Source organism: Actinomycetota bacterium (assembly GCA_030776725.1).
In the GTDB taxonomy this organism is placed as follows: domain Bacteria; phylum Actinomycetota; class Nitriliruptoria; order Nitriliruptorales; family JAHWKO01; genus JAHWKW01.
The window spans coordinates 1-15,237 of record JALYHG010000154.1; the positions used below are offsets into that span (position 1 = coordinate 1).

Below are 15,237 nucleotides of genomic sequence, written 5' to 3' on the forward strand. Positions count from 1 at the left end.
CGCCAGGATCGCGGCGACGTTGATGGCAGCCTGGCCCCGCCGCCGGGCTGTGGGCGCCGGCGGGGAGCTCGCCGGGCGGGGGCGGACGGTGCCCGCGACGCCGGCGGGGTCGGCGACGGTCCCGCTCACCGTGGATGCTCGTCCGGTGACGGCAGGACCACCTGCTCGCCGGGGTAGATCAGGTCCGGATCGCCCGACCGCAGCGTCGCTCGGTTGGCGTCGATGACCCGCACCCAGTAGCGGGCGACCTCGGGGTCGGACAGCTGCCGCACCGGTCGGCCGCGCGCGGCGGCGAGCGTCCGGCCAGAGATCGACCACAGGTTGTCTGCCGACCGGACGGTGTACACGGTGCTCCTGCGCGTCGCGGTCTGCTCGTGACCCTCCGAGGTGACCTCCGGCGGCGCCGGGAGAACCGGGACGTCAGCCGCAGCAGCATCGTCGTCGGTCGCTGCAGGCGGAGCGTCGGGCGGGGGTGCGACGTCGGGGCCGGGCGGGACGGCCGACGGTGGCGGTGGCCCCGGTGGGGTGACCACCAGCCGACCGTCGTCGAGGACGACGAACGGCGGCGGCGGCGGGTCGTTGGCGGCGCCGGCCGCGGCCGGTACCCCGCTCAGCGCCCCGGCGAGGCTGAAGACGACGGCGCGGTCGGCCAGGCGACGGACGGCGGCCGGTGTGAGGCGGCGGGTCAGTCGTGCCGCCGTCGAGCGCGACCGCCTTGTTGCGACGTACGCCAGCGTGGTCGCCAGCAGCCAGTAGGCGCACGCGAGCGCAACGACACGCGCGGTCGCGGCCACCGCGTCCTCAGGTCGGACGGTGTCGAGCCACATCGGGAGGTCACCCCACTTGATCGCCAGCCACGGGAGGTGGCCCAGCCGGTGCAGGCCCGCGACCGCTGCGACCTCCGCTGCGACGAGCGCGGGGACCCCGATCCGCTCCATGGAGGCAACGCTACGTCGCGGAAGGCATCGCCGTCAAGCTCTATGCAGTGTTACACCGTGTTGCGCCGTCGGTGAGGGGCGACCCACCGTGCTGGTACGCTGCCGCGGCCGCCAGCGGAGGCCCGATGCCGCGCGTCGCGATCGACGTCATGCTCAAGCCCGAGATCCTCGACCCCCAGGGTCGGGCGGTGGAGCGTGCGCTGCCGGGGCTCGGGTACGGCGGCGTCAGCCGGGTGCGGGTCGGGAAGCACCTGGAGCTGGACGTGGACGCCGCCGACGACGAACTGCCTGCTCACGTCGACCGGCTCTGCGCGGACTTCCTCACCAACCCGGTCATCGAGACCTACACCTGGCGTGTCCTGGAGTAGACGTGTGACGAGCCTGCGCTCCCGCATCCGTCCCGGACCGGGGGGAGTCGATGACGGCCTGCCGAGCGATCCCACCGGCGCCCCGCTGCTACACCGCTGGTTCGCGATCGCGGTGGCGGTCTTGGTCCCGGTCGGCCTGGTGGTGGTCATCTGGGCGTTCCTGTCGATCTCCCGTCCGCAGATCGAGCCGGCCGCCCGCCGCCCGCCGGGGGACGCCACCGTCACCCACGAACGCGGTGGCGCCACCCTCAACCACGTCCGCACTGCCGAGCCTGGCCCCGACTGCGCCGCGGGGATCACCCTGGTTGGTGACGAGTCGGCCCGCGCCACCAGCCGCCGGGCGCTCAGCGCCGTTTGCCAGTTGCTGCAGCGACCCGACCTGGGAGTGGCCCGTACGGGCCTGGAACGGTGGGCAGCGTCCAGCGGGATGCTGCGCATCGCGGTGTTCGAGCTGACCGGCGTGGAGTCGAGCGCCCGCGTCGAAGACGGCGCCACCGTCGTCGAGATCAACGCCAAGTTCCAGTTCGAGCCCGGCGCCCGAGCCGCCCCCGCGATCATCCACGAGCTGGTTCACCTCGGCCAGGGCTTCCCGGGCCGCCCCGTCACCGCCCGCGACGAACTCGCCGCCGTCCAGGCGCAACGCCTGGCGTGCGAGCGGTTGGCGCTTGGGGACAACCCGCCTCGTGGCTGCCAGGACGTCCGGGAGCTCCTGTCCGAACTCGACCCGCTCGACAGCATCCGACGGGCCGGTTACCCACGGGAGTAGCGACGTTGCGGATCGGCGTGATCACCTTCCCCGGGTCGCTCGACGACCGCGACGCGCGCGCGGCGTGCGAGCTGGCGGGTGCCGATGCGGTCGAGCTGTGGCACGCCGACCGCGACCTCCAGGGCGTCGACGCCGTGATCCTGCCCGGGGGGTTCTCCTACGGCGACTACCTGCGCACCGGCGCGGTCGCGCACCTGGCACCGATCATGGCGGCGGTCAAGGACTTCGCCGCGGCGGGCGGCCCCGTCCTGGGCATCTGCAACGGGTTCCAGATCCTGTGCGAGGCGGACCTCCTGCCCGGCGCGCTGCTGATGAACGAGGGGCTGCGGTTCGTGTGTCGCGACGTCGAGGTGGTCCTGGAAGCGACCTGCGCCTGGACGGCGGACCTGCCCGCCGGGACCCGGCTGCGCCTCCCCGTCAAGCACGGCGAGGGCCGCTACCACGCCGACCCGGCCACCCTCGACCGACTCGAAGCAGAGGGTCGGGTGCTGATGCGGTACGCCCCAGGGCACAATCCCAACGGTTCGGTTCGCGACATCGCGGGCGTGGTCAACGCCGGCCGCAACGTCGCGGGTGTGATGCCGCACCCGGAGCACGCCACCGACCCGTCGCTCGCGTTCGGCACCGACGGGCGACGCATCTTCGAGAGCGTCCTCGCCCACCTGCGCGACGCAGCCGTCGACTGACGCGCCCACGCGTAGCCTGCACCGACGTCCCGACGGAGCGATCCGATGCCCGAACCCCCCACGGTCGAGACGGCGCGGGGCGTGCCGGGCGAGAGCCCGATCTTCCCGGTCGGGGAGGAACTCGGCGACGCAGACGCGAGGCGGCTCGCCCACGAGCTCGGCCTCACCGCAGACGAGTACGAACGGATCGGGGCCACGCTGGGTCGCGTCCCGTCGAAGTCCGAGCTCGGCATGTACTCGGTGATGTGGTCGGAACACTGCTCGTACAAGTCGAGCCGGTTGCATCTCCGGGGCCTGCCGACCGACGGTCCGCACGTCCTGGTGGGACCCGGTGAGAACGCGGGCGTGGTCGACGTCGGCCACGGGTTGGCCGTGACCTTCAAGATCGAGTCGCACAACCATCCGTCGTTCGTGGAGCCCTACCAAGGCGCCGCCACCGGGGTCGGCGGCATCATCCGTGACGTCCTGACGATGGGGGCGCGCCCCGTCGCGCTGCTCGATCCCCTCCGTTTCGGCGACCCCGGAGACGCCTTCCAACGCCACCTGATCGACGGGGTCGTCCGGGGCGTGGGCGGGTACGGCAACTGTGTTGGTGTGCCCACCGTCGGTGGCGAGACCGTGTTCGACGACAGCTACGCCGGTAACCCGCTGGTGAACGTCCTGTGCATCGGCGTGCTCCGCGCCGACCGGCTGCAGTTGGCCCGCGCCCAGCGTGTGGGGGACCTGGCCGTCCTGATCGGGTCTGCCACCGGCCGCGACGGCATCGGAGGGGCGTCCGTGCTCGCATCCGCCGGGTTCGACCACACCAGCAGCGACAAGCGCCCCAACGTGCAGGTCGGCGATCCGTTCGCCGAGAAGCTCCTGATCGAGTGCTGCCTGGAGCTGTACGAGCGTGAGCTGGTCGCCGGGATCCAGGACATGGGTGCTGCGGGGATCACCTCCTCGACATCGGAGATGGCGTCGAGGTCGGACGTGGGGATGCGGGTGGACCTGTCCGCGGTCCACCTGCGCGAGCCCTCGATGGAGTCGTGGGAGATCCTGTGCTCCGAGTCGCAAGAGCGGATGCTCGCCCTCGTCCCGCCCGACCGCCTCGACGAGGTCCTGGCCGTCTGCAACCGCTGGGACGTCCCGGCGGCGGTGATCGGCGAGGTCACCGACGGCGACCGGCTCGAGGTGGTCCGCGACGGTGCGGTGGTCGCCGACGCGCCTGCCCGGTCGCTGGCGCACGAAGCTCCACTGTACGACCGCCCCGCCCGACGCCCCGGCTGGCTCGACCGCTACGCCGACGTCGACGCCGAGGCCCTCGACGTCGGCGCCGACCTGTCGTCGGTGGCCCTGGATCTGCTCGCCAGCCCGAACGTCGCCAGCAAGCGGTGGGTTCACCAGCAGTACGACCAGCTGGTGGGCTCGGCGACGGTCGCCGGACCGGGCGGGGACGCCGCGGTGCTCCGCGTGATGGGCACCCGCCACGGCGTCGCGGTGGCGACCGACGGGCACGGCCGCTGGTGCGAGCTCGACCCGCGCGAGGGCACCCGCCGTGTGGTGGCCGAGGCGACCCGCAACGTCGCCTGCGCCGGAGCCCGACCCGTGGCCGCCACCAACTGCCTGAACTTCGGTAGCCCCGAACGTCCCGAGGTGATGTGGCAGTTCACCGAGGCGGTGGCCGGGCTCGGCGGCGCCTGCGAGGCGCTGGGAACACCGATCACCGGCGGGAACGTCAGCTTCTACAACGAGACCGCCGGGCGGGCGATCCACCCGACCCCGGTGGTCGGTGTGGTCGGGATCCTCGACGACGTCGCGCGAGCGGTCGGGGTCGGGTTCCAAGCGGTCGGCCACCGCGTGTACCAGGTCGGGGGGCCGACCCGCCCGGGTCTCGCCGGGAGCCAGCTGCAGAAGCTGCTCGGCGCCCCGCTGGGCGGCCGTCTGGAACCGATCGACCTCGACGCCGAACGCCGGCTGCATCGGCTGCTGGCCGCGGTGGCCCGCGACGGTGTCATCGCCAGCGCCCACGACATCGCCGACGGTGGCCTGCTGGCCACCCTCACGGAATCCGCGCTGGCCGGCGACGTCGGGGTCCGCTTCGAACCCGACCCCGGGGTGGACCCCGTGCAGGTGCTGTTCTCCGAGGCGCCCACCCGGGTCGTCGTGAGCGTGCCGCAGGAGCGGGTGAACGACTTCGAGGCGGTGTGCCGCCACCACGAGGTGTGGCTGCGGCGCGCGGGGACCGTCGGCGGAGACCGCATCGAGGTGGTCGGCGTCGTCGACCTGCCGCTGGACGGAGCGCGCGCCGCGTACGAGGGCGGGCTGCCGCGCGCGCTCGAGGCCGACCGGCTGACCTGACCCAGGTCCGCAGGGACCCTCTAGGCGACAGGGACGGTGAAGCTGAAGGTGCTGCCCTGGCCGGGGACGCTGTCGAACCAGATACGGCCGCGTTGAGCCTCGACCAGCGCCTTGCACACGTACAGGCCGAGCCCGGTGCCGTCGGGGCGGCCCCCACCGCCCAGACGCGAGAACTTGCGGAACAGCTTGTGGGCGTCTTGGGGGGCGATCCCCATCCCTCGGTCACGGACAGAGACGACGATCTCGTCGCCGGACCGCTGCGCCCGGACCCGCACCTCGCTGGCCGCCGGTGAGAACTTCAGCGCGTTGGCCAGCAGGTTGCGCAGGATCCGACGGGTGTGCGACCGATCGGCGTGCGCCGGCGGGAGCCCTGGCTCCAGGTCCACAACGCAGCGACGGTCGGGATGTTCGGTGCACGCGTCCGACACGGCTCGGTCGACGACCGCGGCCAGATCCAACCGCGACGGCTCGCAGGGGATCTCCCCGGAGTCGATCCGCGCGACCATCAGGATCTCGCCGACGCGTTCGCTGATGTCGTTCGCCGTCCGCCTGATGCGGTCGAGGTAGTGCAGCTTCGCGGCCTCGTCGAGCGTTCCCCAATCGTCGCGGAGCAGGTCCCCGTACCCCGCGACCAGGGCCAACGGCCCGCGCAGGTCGTGCACCACCACCCCGACGAAGTCGTTCTTGAGCCGATCCAGCTCCCGCAGGCTCTGGGCGATCGTGCGCTCCTGCTCCAACAGCAGCAGCGTGCTCAGCGCCCCGGCGGCCTCCCGGACGAACGCCTCGAGCAGGGGGACGTCGTCGAGGTCGAAACCAACCGGATCGGCCCACGCCAACATCACCGCCCCGGTCACCTCACCTCCCACGCGGATCGGGGCCGCGACGTAGGCGTGCAGGCCGCGCGCCACAAGCTGCTCGTCGACCGGAGAGCGTTCACCGTCCTGCAGGCCGCGGCGGTGATACGCCCGACCGGCTTCCAGCGCCGCCCGCAGGTCCGGCTCCCCGGCTTCGATCAGCGATCCGGCCGGGACCGCATCGGCGGCGTCGCCGGTGACCAGCGCGACGCGCAGGCGCCGGTCGCTGTCCGGGACGACCAGCGCCGCCCAGTCGAAAGACACCACATCGCTCAGCACGCGGGTGAAGGAGGCGAACGCAGCCCGGACGTCGCGGGCGGTGCTCACCGCCCGCGCGGCCTCGGCGAGTCGGCCATCCATCTCGGTGCGGCGCTGCAGGCGCTGGTAGGCGCGTTGCAGTTCTGCGTTCGTCCGTTCGAGTTCGACCTGGGCGCGCTTGCGCTGGGAGATGTCCTCGATCATGGCGAGTGCGAGGCGCTGGCCGTCACCGTCGGCGATGGTCGACACGTGCAGGTTCGCCCACACCACGCCGCCACTGCGGTGCAGGTAGCGCTTCTCGACCTGGTAGCTGCGGACGCTGCCCTCGAACAGCCGGGCGGCGAGTTGCATCTCGCCGTCGACGTCCTCGGGGTGGGTGATGTCCAGGAACGTGCGTTGACGCAGTTCGTCGCGCGTGTACCCGGTGATGCGGCAGTACGCCTCGTTGGCGTCCACGTACCGCAGGTCGGAACCCACCAGGCACATCCCCAGCGGCCCGTCGTCGAAGACCTTGCCGTACGGCTGGACGTCCCGACGGGCGTCAACAGCGAACGACTGGTCGATCACGGGCGCCCCTCTCGTGGTCGCCCCGACCGTACCGGCACGTCAGCCTGTGGCCCGCCAGCCAGGGCGGCAATCGGGGTCCGGTCGGTGTCCTTCCTTACCCTGACGCCCCCGCACGCAGCGTGACGTCGGCGCTGATCTTGCGGTGCATGTTCTCGGTCACCGCGGTCGGCGCTGGTTCGCGGACCATCGGGCGGTCGCCCGACAGGTCGAGCACCCCTTCCTCCAGCCACGTGTAGCGGCCGTCGAGGGCCCGCTGCGCGGCGGTGTAGACCACGTCGTCGTCGTTGTGCCACAGCTCGTGGAACAGTCGCTCCGCCCGCCGCCGAGCGCCTCGGCAGAACAGGTCGGCCAGCTCCTGTGCTGCGCGGCCCTGCTCGACGCCGTGGTCCTCGAGGATCATCTGCGCCCGGGAGCACGCGGCGCTGATCGCGAACAGCTCGCAGCCGATGTCCACGATCCGGCCGAGGAACATCTGCTTGTGTTCGAGCTTCCCCTGCCACCGCGACATCGCGTAGAACGTGGAGCGAGCCAGCTTCCGCGCGTTGCGTTCGACGAAGCGCAGGTGTTCGGCCAGTGGCCCGAACTCCTCGTAGCTGTTGGGCATCTGCCCGGCGCCGACCGCCAGGGTGGGCAGCCACCGGGCGTAGAAACCGGCCGCTTCCAGGCCGACCCGCGCCTTCTCGCTCAGCTCCTTGTCCGGGTCGATGATCCCGCCTGCGACCGCCAGGTGCTGGTCGACCGCCTCTCGAGCGATCAGCAGTCGCATGATCTCCGACGATCCTTCGAAGATGCGGTTGATGCGCATGTCGCGTAGGACCTGCTCGGCGGGGATGGGCTTCTCGCCGCGTGCCGCCAGCGAATCGGCGGTCTCGTACCCGCGCCCGCCGCGGACCTGCACCAGCCGGTCGACGGCGATCCACGCCATCTCCGAGCCGAACAGCTTGGCGATGGCGGCTTCGATGCGGATGTCCTTGGCGCCCTCGTCAGCCATGGTGCTGGCTAGCTCCACGACCGCCTCGAGCCCGAAGGCCGTCGCGGCGATGAACGAGATGTGCTCGGCGATGGCTTCGTGCTGACCGATGGGGCGTCCCCACTGCACGCGCTCGCTGGCCCACTCCCGTGCGATCTTCAGCGACCACTTCGAGGCGGCGGCGCAGATCGCGGGGAGCGACAGCCGACCGGTGTTGAGGGTGGTGAGCGCGATCTTGAGGCCCATGCCCTCCTTGGCGATCAGGTTCTCCTTGGGGACCCGCACGTTGTCGAAGCGGGTCACGCCGTTCTCGATCCCGCGCAGGCCCATGAACCGGTTGCGGTTGACGACCGTGATCCCGGGCGTGTCCATCTCCACGACGAACGCGCTGATGCCCCCCCGGTGACCGTCGCTCGGCGGGACCACGGCCATCACGACCAGCAGGTCGGCGATCACACCGTTCGTGGTCCACAGCTTCAGGCCGTTGATGACGTACGCGTCGCCGTCGTCGGTCGGGACGGCGGTCGCCGCCATCCGCGCCGGGTCGCTGCCGACGTCCGGTTCGGTGAGAAGGAACGCGCTGACCTCGCGGGTGCACCGTGGCAGCCACTTGCGCTTCTGCTCGTCGGTGCCGAAAAGCTTCAGCGGCTGCGGCACGCCGATCGACTGGTGGGCGGACAGCAACGTGGCCAGCGACGGGTGAGCGGAGCCGGCCAGCGCCAGCGCCCGGTTGTAGTACACCTGCGACAGTCCCAGGCCGCCGTACTCCTCGTCGATCTTCATGCCCAGCGCGCCCAGCTCGATCAGGCCGCGGATCAGATCGTCGGGGATCCGTTCCGCGCGTTCGATCTGTAGCGGATCGACGTTCTCGCGCAGGAAGGCCTCGAGCTCGCGCAGGAACCGCTCACCCTTCTCGACGGTCGCGGGGCGGGGCCGCGGGTGAGGGTGGATCAGCTCGAGGTCGAAGTTGCCGAGGAACAGCTGCTTCCCGAAGCTGGGCTTGTCCCAGGCGACCTCGCGCGCCGCCTCGGCGACCTCGCGGGCTTCCTGCTCGGTGACCTTCGGCTGCTTGCTCACAGCGACCCTCCCGACAGAAGTGGAACGTGCGCTACAAGTGTACGGTACGGGGCGGCCACGTGCGGGCGTGTCGCTCGGCGGGACCGGCCGCGGGAGCAGCGACGCCGTACACTCGCGCCACTTCCCTTCCCAAGGAGCCCGTGTGGCGTTCCCGCTGCCCGGCCGCAGACTCCCGCTGACCACGCCGCTCCGCGACGGCGCGGACGACCTCGCACGGCTAGGGGACGGCCCACGTGACGAGTGCGGCGTCTTCGGGGTGTACGCCCCCGGCGAGGACGTCGCGAAGCTGACCTACTACGGGCTGTTCGCCCTGCAGCACCGCGGCCAGGAATCGGCCGGCATGGCCGTCTCCGACGGGGCCCACATCACGGTCACCAAGGACATGGGCCTGGTCAGCCAGGTGTTCAACGAGTCGCAGCTAGCGGCGCTGGAAGGTCACCTCGCGGTCGGCCACGTGCGTTACTCCACGACCGGGTCGTCGTCGTGGCCGAACGCCCAGCCGCAGTTCCGCGAGACCCCCGCCGGGGGACAGCTGGCGCTGTGCCACAACGGCAACCTGTGCAACACCGCCGACGTCGCCCGGATGCTGGGGCCTGGCGCCGCACCGGCCAACGACAGCAGTTTGATGGCGTCACTGCTGGCCGCGGACCAGGACGTGTCGCTCGAGGAAGCCATCGTGTCGGCCATGCAGAAGCTGTCGGGGGCGTTCTCGCTGGTCGTCATGGACGAGCAGACCCTGTTCGCGGTCCGCGACCCGTGGGGCGTCCGCCCCCTGCTGCTCGGCCGTCTTCCCACCGGCTACGTCGTCGCGTCCGAAAGTGCTGCACTCGACATCGTCGGTGCCCACGAACTCCGCGAGGTCGAGCCGGGAGAGGTCGTGATCATCGACGCGCACGGCGTGCGGTCGCGTCGTTTCGCCGAGCCCACAGTCAGGTTCTGCCTGTTCGAGTGGGTGTACCTGGCCCGCCCCGACCATCGCAGGAGCGGCACCAGCGTGTACGCGGCGCGACGCCAGATGGGTCGCGTCCTCGCGCGGGAGGCTCCCGCCACTGCTGACCTGGTCATCCCGGTGCCCGACTCGGGCACCGCAGCCGCGGCCGGGTACGCCGAGGCGTCCGGGCTGCCCTACGCCGAGGGACTCGTCAAGAACCGGTACGTGGGGCGCACGTTCATCGAGCCGTCGCAGTCGCTGCGGCAGCTGGGCATCCGACTGAAGCTCAACCCGCTGCGTTCGGTGATCGAGGGTCAGCGGCTGGTGGTCGTCGACGACTCCATCGTGCGGGGCAACACGTCACGAGAGCTGGTCCGGATGCTCCGCGAAGCCGGCGCGGCCGAGGTGCACCTGCGGATCACGTCTCCGCCGATCACCCACCCGTGCTACTACGGTATCGACATGGCCGACCGGGCCCAGCTGATCGCCGCCGGCATGACGGTCGAGGAGGTCGCCGCGTTCGTCGGCGCCGATTCGCTGCATCACCTCACCCTGGACGGGCTCGTGGGCGCGGTCCCCGACAGCGCCGAGCAGCTGTGCCGCGCCTGCTTCGATGGCCGCTACCCGATCCCGGTCCCCGACGAGCACGAGCGACTCGCGCAGGTCGAGTTCGACGTCGAGTCGCTCGCGGGGGCACCTGACGGCGGCTGAGGTCGGCCCGGCGTCCCCACGGGACGGCGCCGTCGATCGGTCAGCGGTGGGTGGAGCCGCCGGTGGACGGCCGCCCGGGCACGGCTGCTCTAACGCGCTTACGGTGTCGGTGTGCACCGGCTCTTCGTCTACCCGCTGATCACCGTCGTGGCTCTGGGTGGCTTCCTCGGCGGGCGGTGGCTCGAGCTGTCCGGCTGGCTGCATATCACGATCGAGCGGGGCGGCGAAGCGGTCGGCGTCCCCGAGCGTGTCTTCCGCGAACCGCCGGGCCGACCACCACCCGAGGTGTCCACCCGCGACACCGATCAGGCACCCCAACCGGCGGCCACCGACACCGCGAGTCCCACGCCCACCCCCACGGACGCCGCGACGACGAGCCCGAGCCCGACCGCCACCGCGACGATGAGCCCCACCCCGACCGCCACCCAGACGGCGAGCCCGTCGCCGACGGTCACCACGAGTCCCATCCCAACCGAGACGGCGGAGGCGCAGGCCACGCAGACGACGAGCACCACGTCGGCCCAGACGGGGACCCCGACCACGGATCCCACCCCGTGACAACGTCCTCCGTCGACCGCCGAACCCGCCCAACGAGAGGCCGCTCACTCCCCGGCGCGGGCTAGAGCCTTCTCGGCCGCTTCGTACTCGGTCAGCACGCTCTCGGGGAGCGGCGGCTTGTCGAAGCGGCCCAGGATGTAGGTGGCCGCGGCCGGCTCAGCCGTTGCGCCGGCGAGATCCCCCGCCGCCGGCTCCACCGCTGGTCGGGGACCGAAGAGGGTCTCCACCACAGTCGCACGGGCGATCGCCCACAGCAGGATCAGGTTCACCGCCGCCCAGAACATCGCCACCCCACTCCACGCATCCAGTGGTGCCACGAACGGGGCCGCCACCAGCGCCACGAGCGTGATCGCGAACGCCGCCACCGTGAACCACGCGATCAGCGGCGGACGGCCGGCTTCGTCGCTCGCCCCGGTCGCCTCGAACCTCGTCTCGCGCCCCGCCACCACGGCCAGCGCCGCCTTGATGTACACCGGGAACGATCCCACCGTGAACTGCATGTGGCGGAGTCCGAACTCGCCCTGCAGTTCACGGCGCAGGTTGATCAGCGTCACGACGACGTGCGGGATGTAGAAGACGAAGAACGTGGTCGCGCCGCTCGCGAACGGCCCCAGCCGCCAGAACAGAGCGAACCACGGCAGCGTGAGGTAGATCAGCGTCACGAAACCGTGGAAGTAGTACGTGGTGCTGAACAGGTACTGCAGACGCTGGAAGGGCCGCAGACCGCTCTTGAACGGACCGCCGTGCAGGAACGTCGAGATCGACCCGTGCGCCCACCGCAGCTGCCGCTCGAAGTACGCGCGCAGGTTGTGGGGACCCTGTCCCTCGGCGAGCACGTACGGGAAGTACACCGTCTTCCACCCGCGGCGGTGCAGCTCGAGGCTCGTGGCGACGTCCTCGGTGACCGTCGTCTGGTCGAACCCGCCGACCTGCTCCAGCGCGGAGCGGCGGACGACCGCGTTCGTGCCGCACAGGAACGCCGCGCCCAGGCCGTGCTTGCCGCGCTTGATCGGGCCGTAGAACACCGCCTGCTGGTACCACGCCCCGAGCGCCACGCGGTTGCCGTACGCGTTGCCGTAGAACTGCGGGGTCTGCGATGGCGACGTCGGGGTCCTCGAAGTACCCGACTAGGTGCGTGAGCAGGTCGCGGCGGGCGACGTGGTCAGCGTCGAGCACCAGGATCAGATCGCCGTCGGTGCGTGCCAGGGCGTGGTTGAGGTTGCCGGCCTTGGCGCCCTGCGACGACTCGCGCGGGATGTAGTCCACGCCGAGCTCGTGGGCGAGCTCGCGGACCTCGTCGCGGACGGCGTCGTCGAGCACGTAGGTGCGGTGGGTTCCATCCATCGCGATCGCCGCGGTGATGGTGCGACGCAGGAGCTCGAGCGACTCACCGTAGGTGGGGATGAGCACGTCGATCGAGAAGCTGGTTCTCCCCGGGGGCGGCAGCTCGACGCCACCCATCCAGATGGACTGCCACAGCCCCACGAGGTGGGTGATCGTGAACGTCTCGGCGGCGGCCAGGAGCCAGAACAGCACCGGCTGGCCGATGTGCCCGGACACCGACCACCAGCCGACGTACGCCGCCGTGAAGAAGAGGTTGATCAGCACCAGCTGTCGGGCACCGAAGCGCCCCGGCCAGGGTTCCTCACGGACCAGGTGCTGGGTGGGTGGCGTCCCGTCGGCGGTGGCCTCCGGCGCGAGGACCCCGCGACCCTGCTCGAGGAGCGTGGCGAGGGGGTCCTCGCCGGCGGACGGGCGTTGCGCCGCCTGGGAGGCGCCAGCGGATCGCTCGGCGGTGTCCTCGTTGTCTGCCGGGTCGGTCATGTCGTCATCCTGCCATCGTTGCGACCCGTCGGGACGGCCCCGGCCGCCCGAATGTCGAGGACGGTGGCGGTGCCCGCCATGACCAGCGCGGCCCACCGGCCGGCCCGAGGCAGCTCCCTCCATGCCAGGAGGGTCGCCGCAGCGTCGGCCGCGTCCACCAGCGCGGCGGCCTCCAGCCACCCTCGGGCACTTCGGCCGTGGCGGCGCGCCAGCAAGGTGCCGACGCCGATCGCCAGGTCGCGCGCTCCTGCCGCACGCGTCATGGTCTTGGTCCCCGGACGGGCCGCGTCCGCCCCGATCCACGGACCTGCGGCCAGTCGCGGGGCCAGCAGGAGCCCGGCGCCGATGGCGACTCGCGTGATCCCCAGGCAGGTGTGAAGCGTCCGGTTGTCCACGGTCGTCTCCTTCAGGCCAACAGGTCGCGGGCCACCGCCAGCCACAGCTCGGTCGACAGACGCAGCGACTCCTGATCGATGCGTTCGTCGTCGCCGTGGAACATCTGCAGGTACTCCCCGAACGGGATCGCGTCGCTGTACGCGCCGTAGCCGTAGCAGGTCGCACCCAGCCGGCGAAGGAAACGCGCGTCGGTGGCGCCGGGGAGGATGTAGGGCACGTTCCGCGCCCCGGGGATGAGCCGCTCCGCGTGGCGCTGCAGGCTGTCCCACAGCGGAGTGTCGAGGGCGGATGCGCTGGCCGGATCGGCGTGGCGCAGCTCGACGTCAACTCGGTCGGCGAGGTCGCCGAGGGCGTCGGAGATCAGTCGCAGCACATCGTCTCGGCCGAGTCCGGGCAGGGCACGGACGTCGACCTCCAGCTCCGCCCGGTCGGGGATCACGTTGACCTTGACCCCGGCGTGCATCACGGTCGGGGCGATCGTGGTGTGGGTACAGGCGTGCACGAAGCGGGCCACCGCGACGTCGTCGAGGCCGTCGATGTACGCCTCCAGCCCACGTGCGTCGACGAGCTCCCGGCTGAGGTCTGCAGGCAGCTCGAGCCCGGTCACGAACCGCTCCCAGATCTCGCCGATCTGCGCTGGCGGTCGGTAGGCCGCCAAACGACGGACGACCTCCGCCCCGGTGGCCAGTGCGTTGTCGGTGCGGAGCGGCATCGACCCGTGCCCGGGGACCCCGGCGACGCGCATGCCCGCCCAGAAGGCGCCCTTCTCGGCGACCGCGACGGGGAGTTTCGGACCGGTCGCGTCGGTCAGTCCCATCCGGGCCCCGCCCAGCTCGGTCACCACGTAATCCGTGCTGACCACGTCGGGATGCTCCTCGACGAGCCATCTCGCGCCCCAGGTGCCGCCTGCCTCCTCGTCCGCGACGGCCAGGTACACCAGCGCTCCGCGCGGTGAGAACCCCTGGTCGGCCAGGCGACGCACCGCGACCGCCATCGAGGCGGTGAGGTTGAGCATGTCGATGGCGCCCCGTCCCCACACCACGCCGTCGACCAGCTCACCGCCGAACGGGTCGCGCCGCCAGTTGTCGGGGGTGGCCGGGACCACGTCGGTGTGGCCCATCAGCATCAGCGACGGCGCCTCGGGGTCGCGGCCGTCGATGCGGGCGATCAGGCTCTGGCGTCCGGGCTTGGGCTCGTGGACCTCCAGGTCGACACCGGTGCCTTCCAGGTAGCCGCGGAGCAGGTCGACGTTGCGGACCTCCTGGCCCGACCCGACCGTCCCGTCGTTGACGCAGGCGTTCCGGATCAGGTGCTGTAGGAGGTCGGTGACCTCGTTCACCAACGCCGCCAACGGTCCTCCTCGTGCGTCCGCCGGATCGAGCGCGTCCGGCCTGCTTCCGGCCTAGAAGAAGTCGAGCATCCACGGCGAGGGACCGGCGAACGCCCGCCCCAGGGCGCGCAGGTCGTCGCCGGTCGCCCCCTCGAGCAGACCCACCCGGGCCAGCCCCCACGGCGACGCAAGCCCGCTGTACAGCGGTGCCAGCGCACCGACCGTCGTGCGCACCGTCCCGGCGCCGCCCGGCGTCAGCAGCCCCTTCCCGTCACGGACCTCGAGCACCCACCGACCGCCGTTCCACGGGGCGACCTCGTCGACCAGCGCCAACTGGACGGTGACGTGGGCGTCGGTGGGGTAGCCGCGGGCAGCCACCGCACCGGCCACGTCGACCAGCCGTGTCATCCAGTGCCAGTCGTCTTCGATGCGGGCGTCCTGCTCGTCGACGACGAACGACAGCGGCTCGTGCAGACCCCCGTACCAGCTGACGGTGGCGCTCACTCCCCGGTTGGCGGCCAGCAGCCGCCACAGCGCCGCCGTGGCGGCGCCACCACCCGCGACCAGCTCGATGACCCGCAGCCGGTAGAACTCGTCGGCGTCGGGCGGGGGCTCCTCGTGGCGGTACGCGACGTACCCGTCCAGCTCGCCGTCGTCATCGAG

At 71.6% G+C, this 15,237-nt stretch carries 12 protein-coding genes and 1 pseudogene; 5 read left to right on the forward strand and 8 right to left on the reverse strand.

Features of this window, described 5'->3' with window-relative positions:
* Positions 1-125 precede the first annotated feature (125 nt).
* Positions 126-938, reverse strand: a complete 813-nt coding sequence (locus M3N57_07265; protein MDP9022482.1) for a hypothetical protein — start codon at positions 936-938, stop codon at positions 126-128.
* 125 nt (positions 939-1,063) lie between these two features.
* Here M3N57_07265 and purS point away from each other — a divergent pair, with 125 nt between their 5' ends.
* Genes purS through purL form a run of 4 tightly spaced genes read left to right on the forward strand, consistent with a single transcriptional unit; the run spans position 1,064 to position 5,098 of the window.
* The gene (gene purS / locus M3N57_07270) at positions 1,064-1,306 is read left to right on the forward strand and encodes a phosphoribosylformylglycinamidine synthase subunit PurS (GenBank protein ID MDP9022483.1); all 243 of its coding nucleotides are present in this window, start codon (positions 1,064-1,066) and stop codon (positions 1,304-1,306) included.
* 4 nt (positions 1,307-1,310) lie between these two features.
* The gene (locus tag M3N57_07275; protein MDP9022484.1) at positions 1,311-2,072 is read left to right on the forward strand and encodes a hypothetical protein; all 762 of its coding nucleotides are present in this window, start codon (positions 1,311-1,313) and stop codon (positions 2,070-2,072) included.
* A 5-nt stretch (positions 2,073-2,077) separates the two neighbouring features.
* A complete protein-coding gene (purQ, locus tag M3N57_07280) occupies positions 2,078-2,758 on the forward strand; it encodes a phosphoribosylformylglycinamidine synthase subunit PurQ (protein MDP9022485.1) in 681 nt (226 codons plus the stop codon).
* A 45-nt stretch (positions 2,759-2,803) separates the two neighbouring features.
* Positions 2,804-5,098: a phosphoribosylformylglycinamidine synthase subunit PurL gene (purL, locus tag M3N57_07285; protein MDP9022486.1), complete on the forward strand. Its 2,295-nt coding sequence runs from the start codon at positions 2,804-2,806 to the stop codon at positions 5,096-5,098.
* Between the two features lie 20 nt (positions 5,099-5,118).
* Here the strand turns inward: purL and M3N57_07290 are convergent, their stop codons facing one another.
* On the reverse strand, positions 5,119-6,777 hold the full coding sequence (locus M3N57_07290) for an ATP-binding protein (protein MDP9022487.1): 1,659 nt from the start codon (positions 6,775-6,777) through the stop codon (positions 5,119-5,121).
* Between the two features lie 94 nt (positions 6,778-6,871).
* Positions 6,872-8,824, reverse strand: coding sequence for an acyl-CoA dehydrogenase family protein (locus M3N57_07295; protein ID MDP9022488.1), 1,953 nt, complete (start codon positions 8,822-8,824; stop codon positions 6,872-6,874).
* Between the two features lie 175 nt (positions 8,825-8,999).
* On the opposite strand from M3N57_07295, the gene purF reads away from it, so the two are divergent.
* On the forward strand, positions 9,000-10,466 hold the full coding sequence (gene purF / locus M3N57_07300) for an amidophosphoribosyltransferase (protein MDP9022489.1): 1,467 nt from the start codon (positions 9,000-9,002) through the stop codon (positions 10,464-10,466).
* A 305-nt stretch (positions 10,467-10,771) separates the two neighbouring features.
* Here purF and M3N57_07305 read toward each other — a convergent pair whose 3' ends face one another.
* The 5 genes and pseudogenes from M3N57_07305 to M3N57_07325 all read right to left on the reverse strand — a co-directional run.
* Entirely contained in the window at positions 10,772-11,017 is a 246-nt protein-coding gene (locus tag M3N57_07305; GenBank protein ID MDP9022490.1) for a hypothetical protein, read from the reverse strand.
* 51 nt (positions 11,018-11,068) lie between these two features.
* Positions 11,069-12,485, reverse strand: a pseudogene (locus M3N57_07310) (glycosyltransferase).
* A gap of 359 nt (positions 12,486-12,844) precedes the next feature.
* The gene (locus M3N57_07315) at positions 12,845-13,243 is read right to left on the reverse strand and encodes a hypothetical protein (GenBank protein MDP9022491.1); all 399 of its coding nucleotides are present in this window, start codon (positions 13,241-13,243) and stop codon (positions 12,845-12,847) included.
* Between the two features lie 11 nt (positions 13,244-13,254).
* On the reverse strand, positions 13,255-14,595 hold the full coding sequence (locus tag M3N57_07320; GenBank protein MDP9022492.1) for a M20/M25/M40 family metallo-hydrolase: 1,341 nt from the start codon (positions 14,593-14,595) through the stop codon (positions 13,255-13,257).
* A 51-nt stretch (positions 14,596-14,646) separates the two neighbouring features.
* Positions 14,647-15,237: sterol carrier protein domain-containing protein (locus M3N57_07325; GenBank protein ID MDP9022493.1), on the reverse strand; the 591-nt coding region annotated here is incomplete at its 5' end.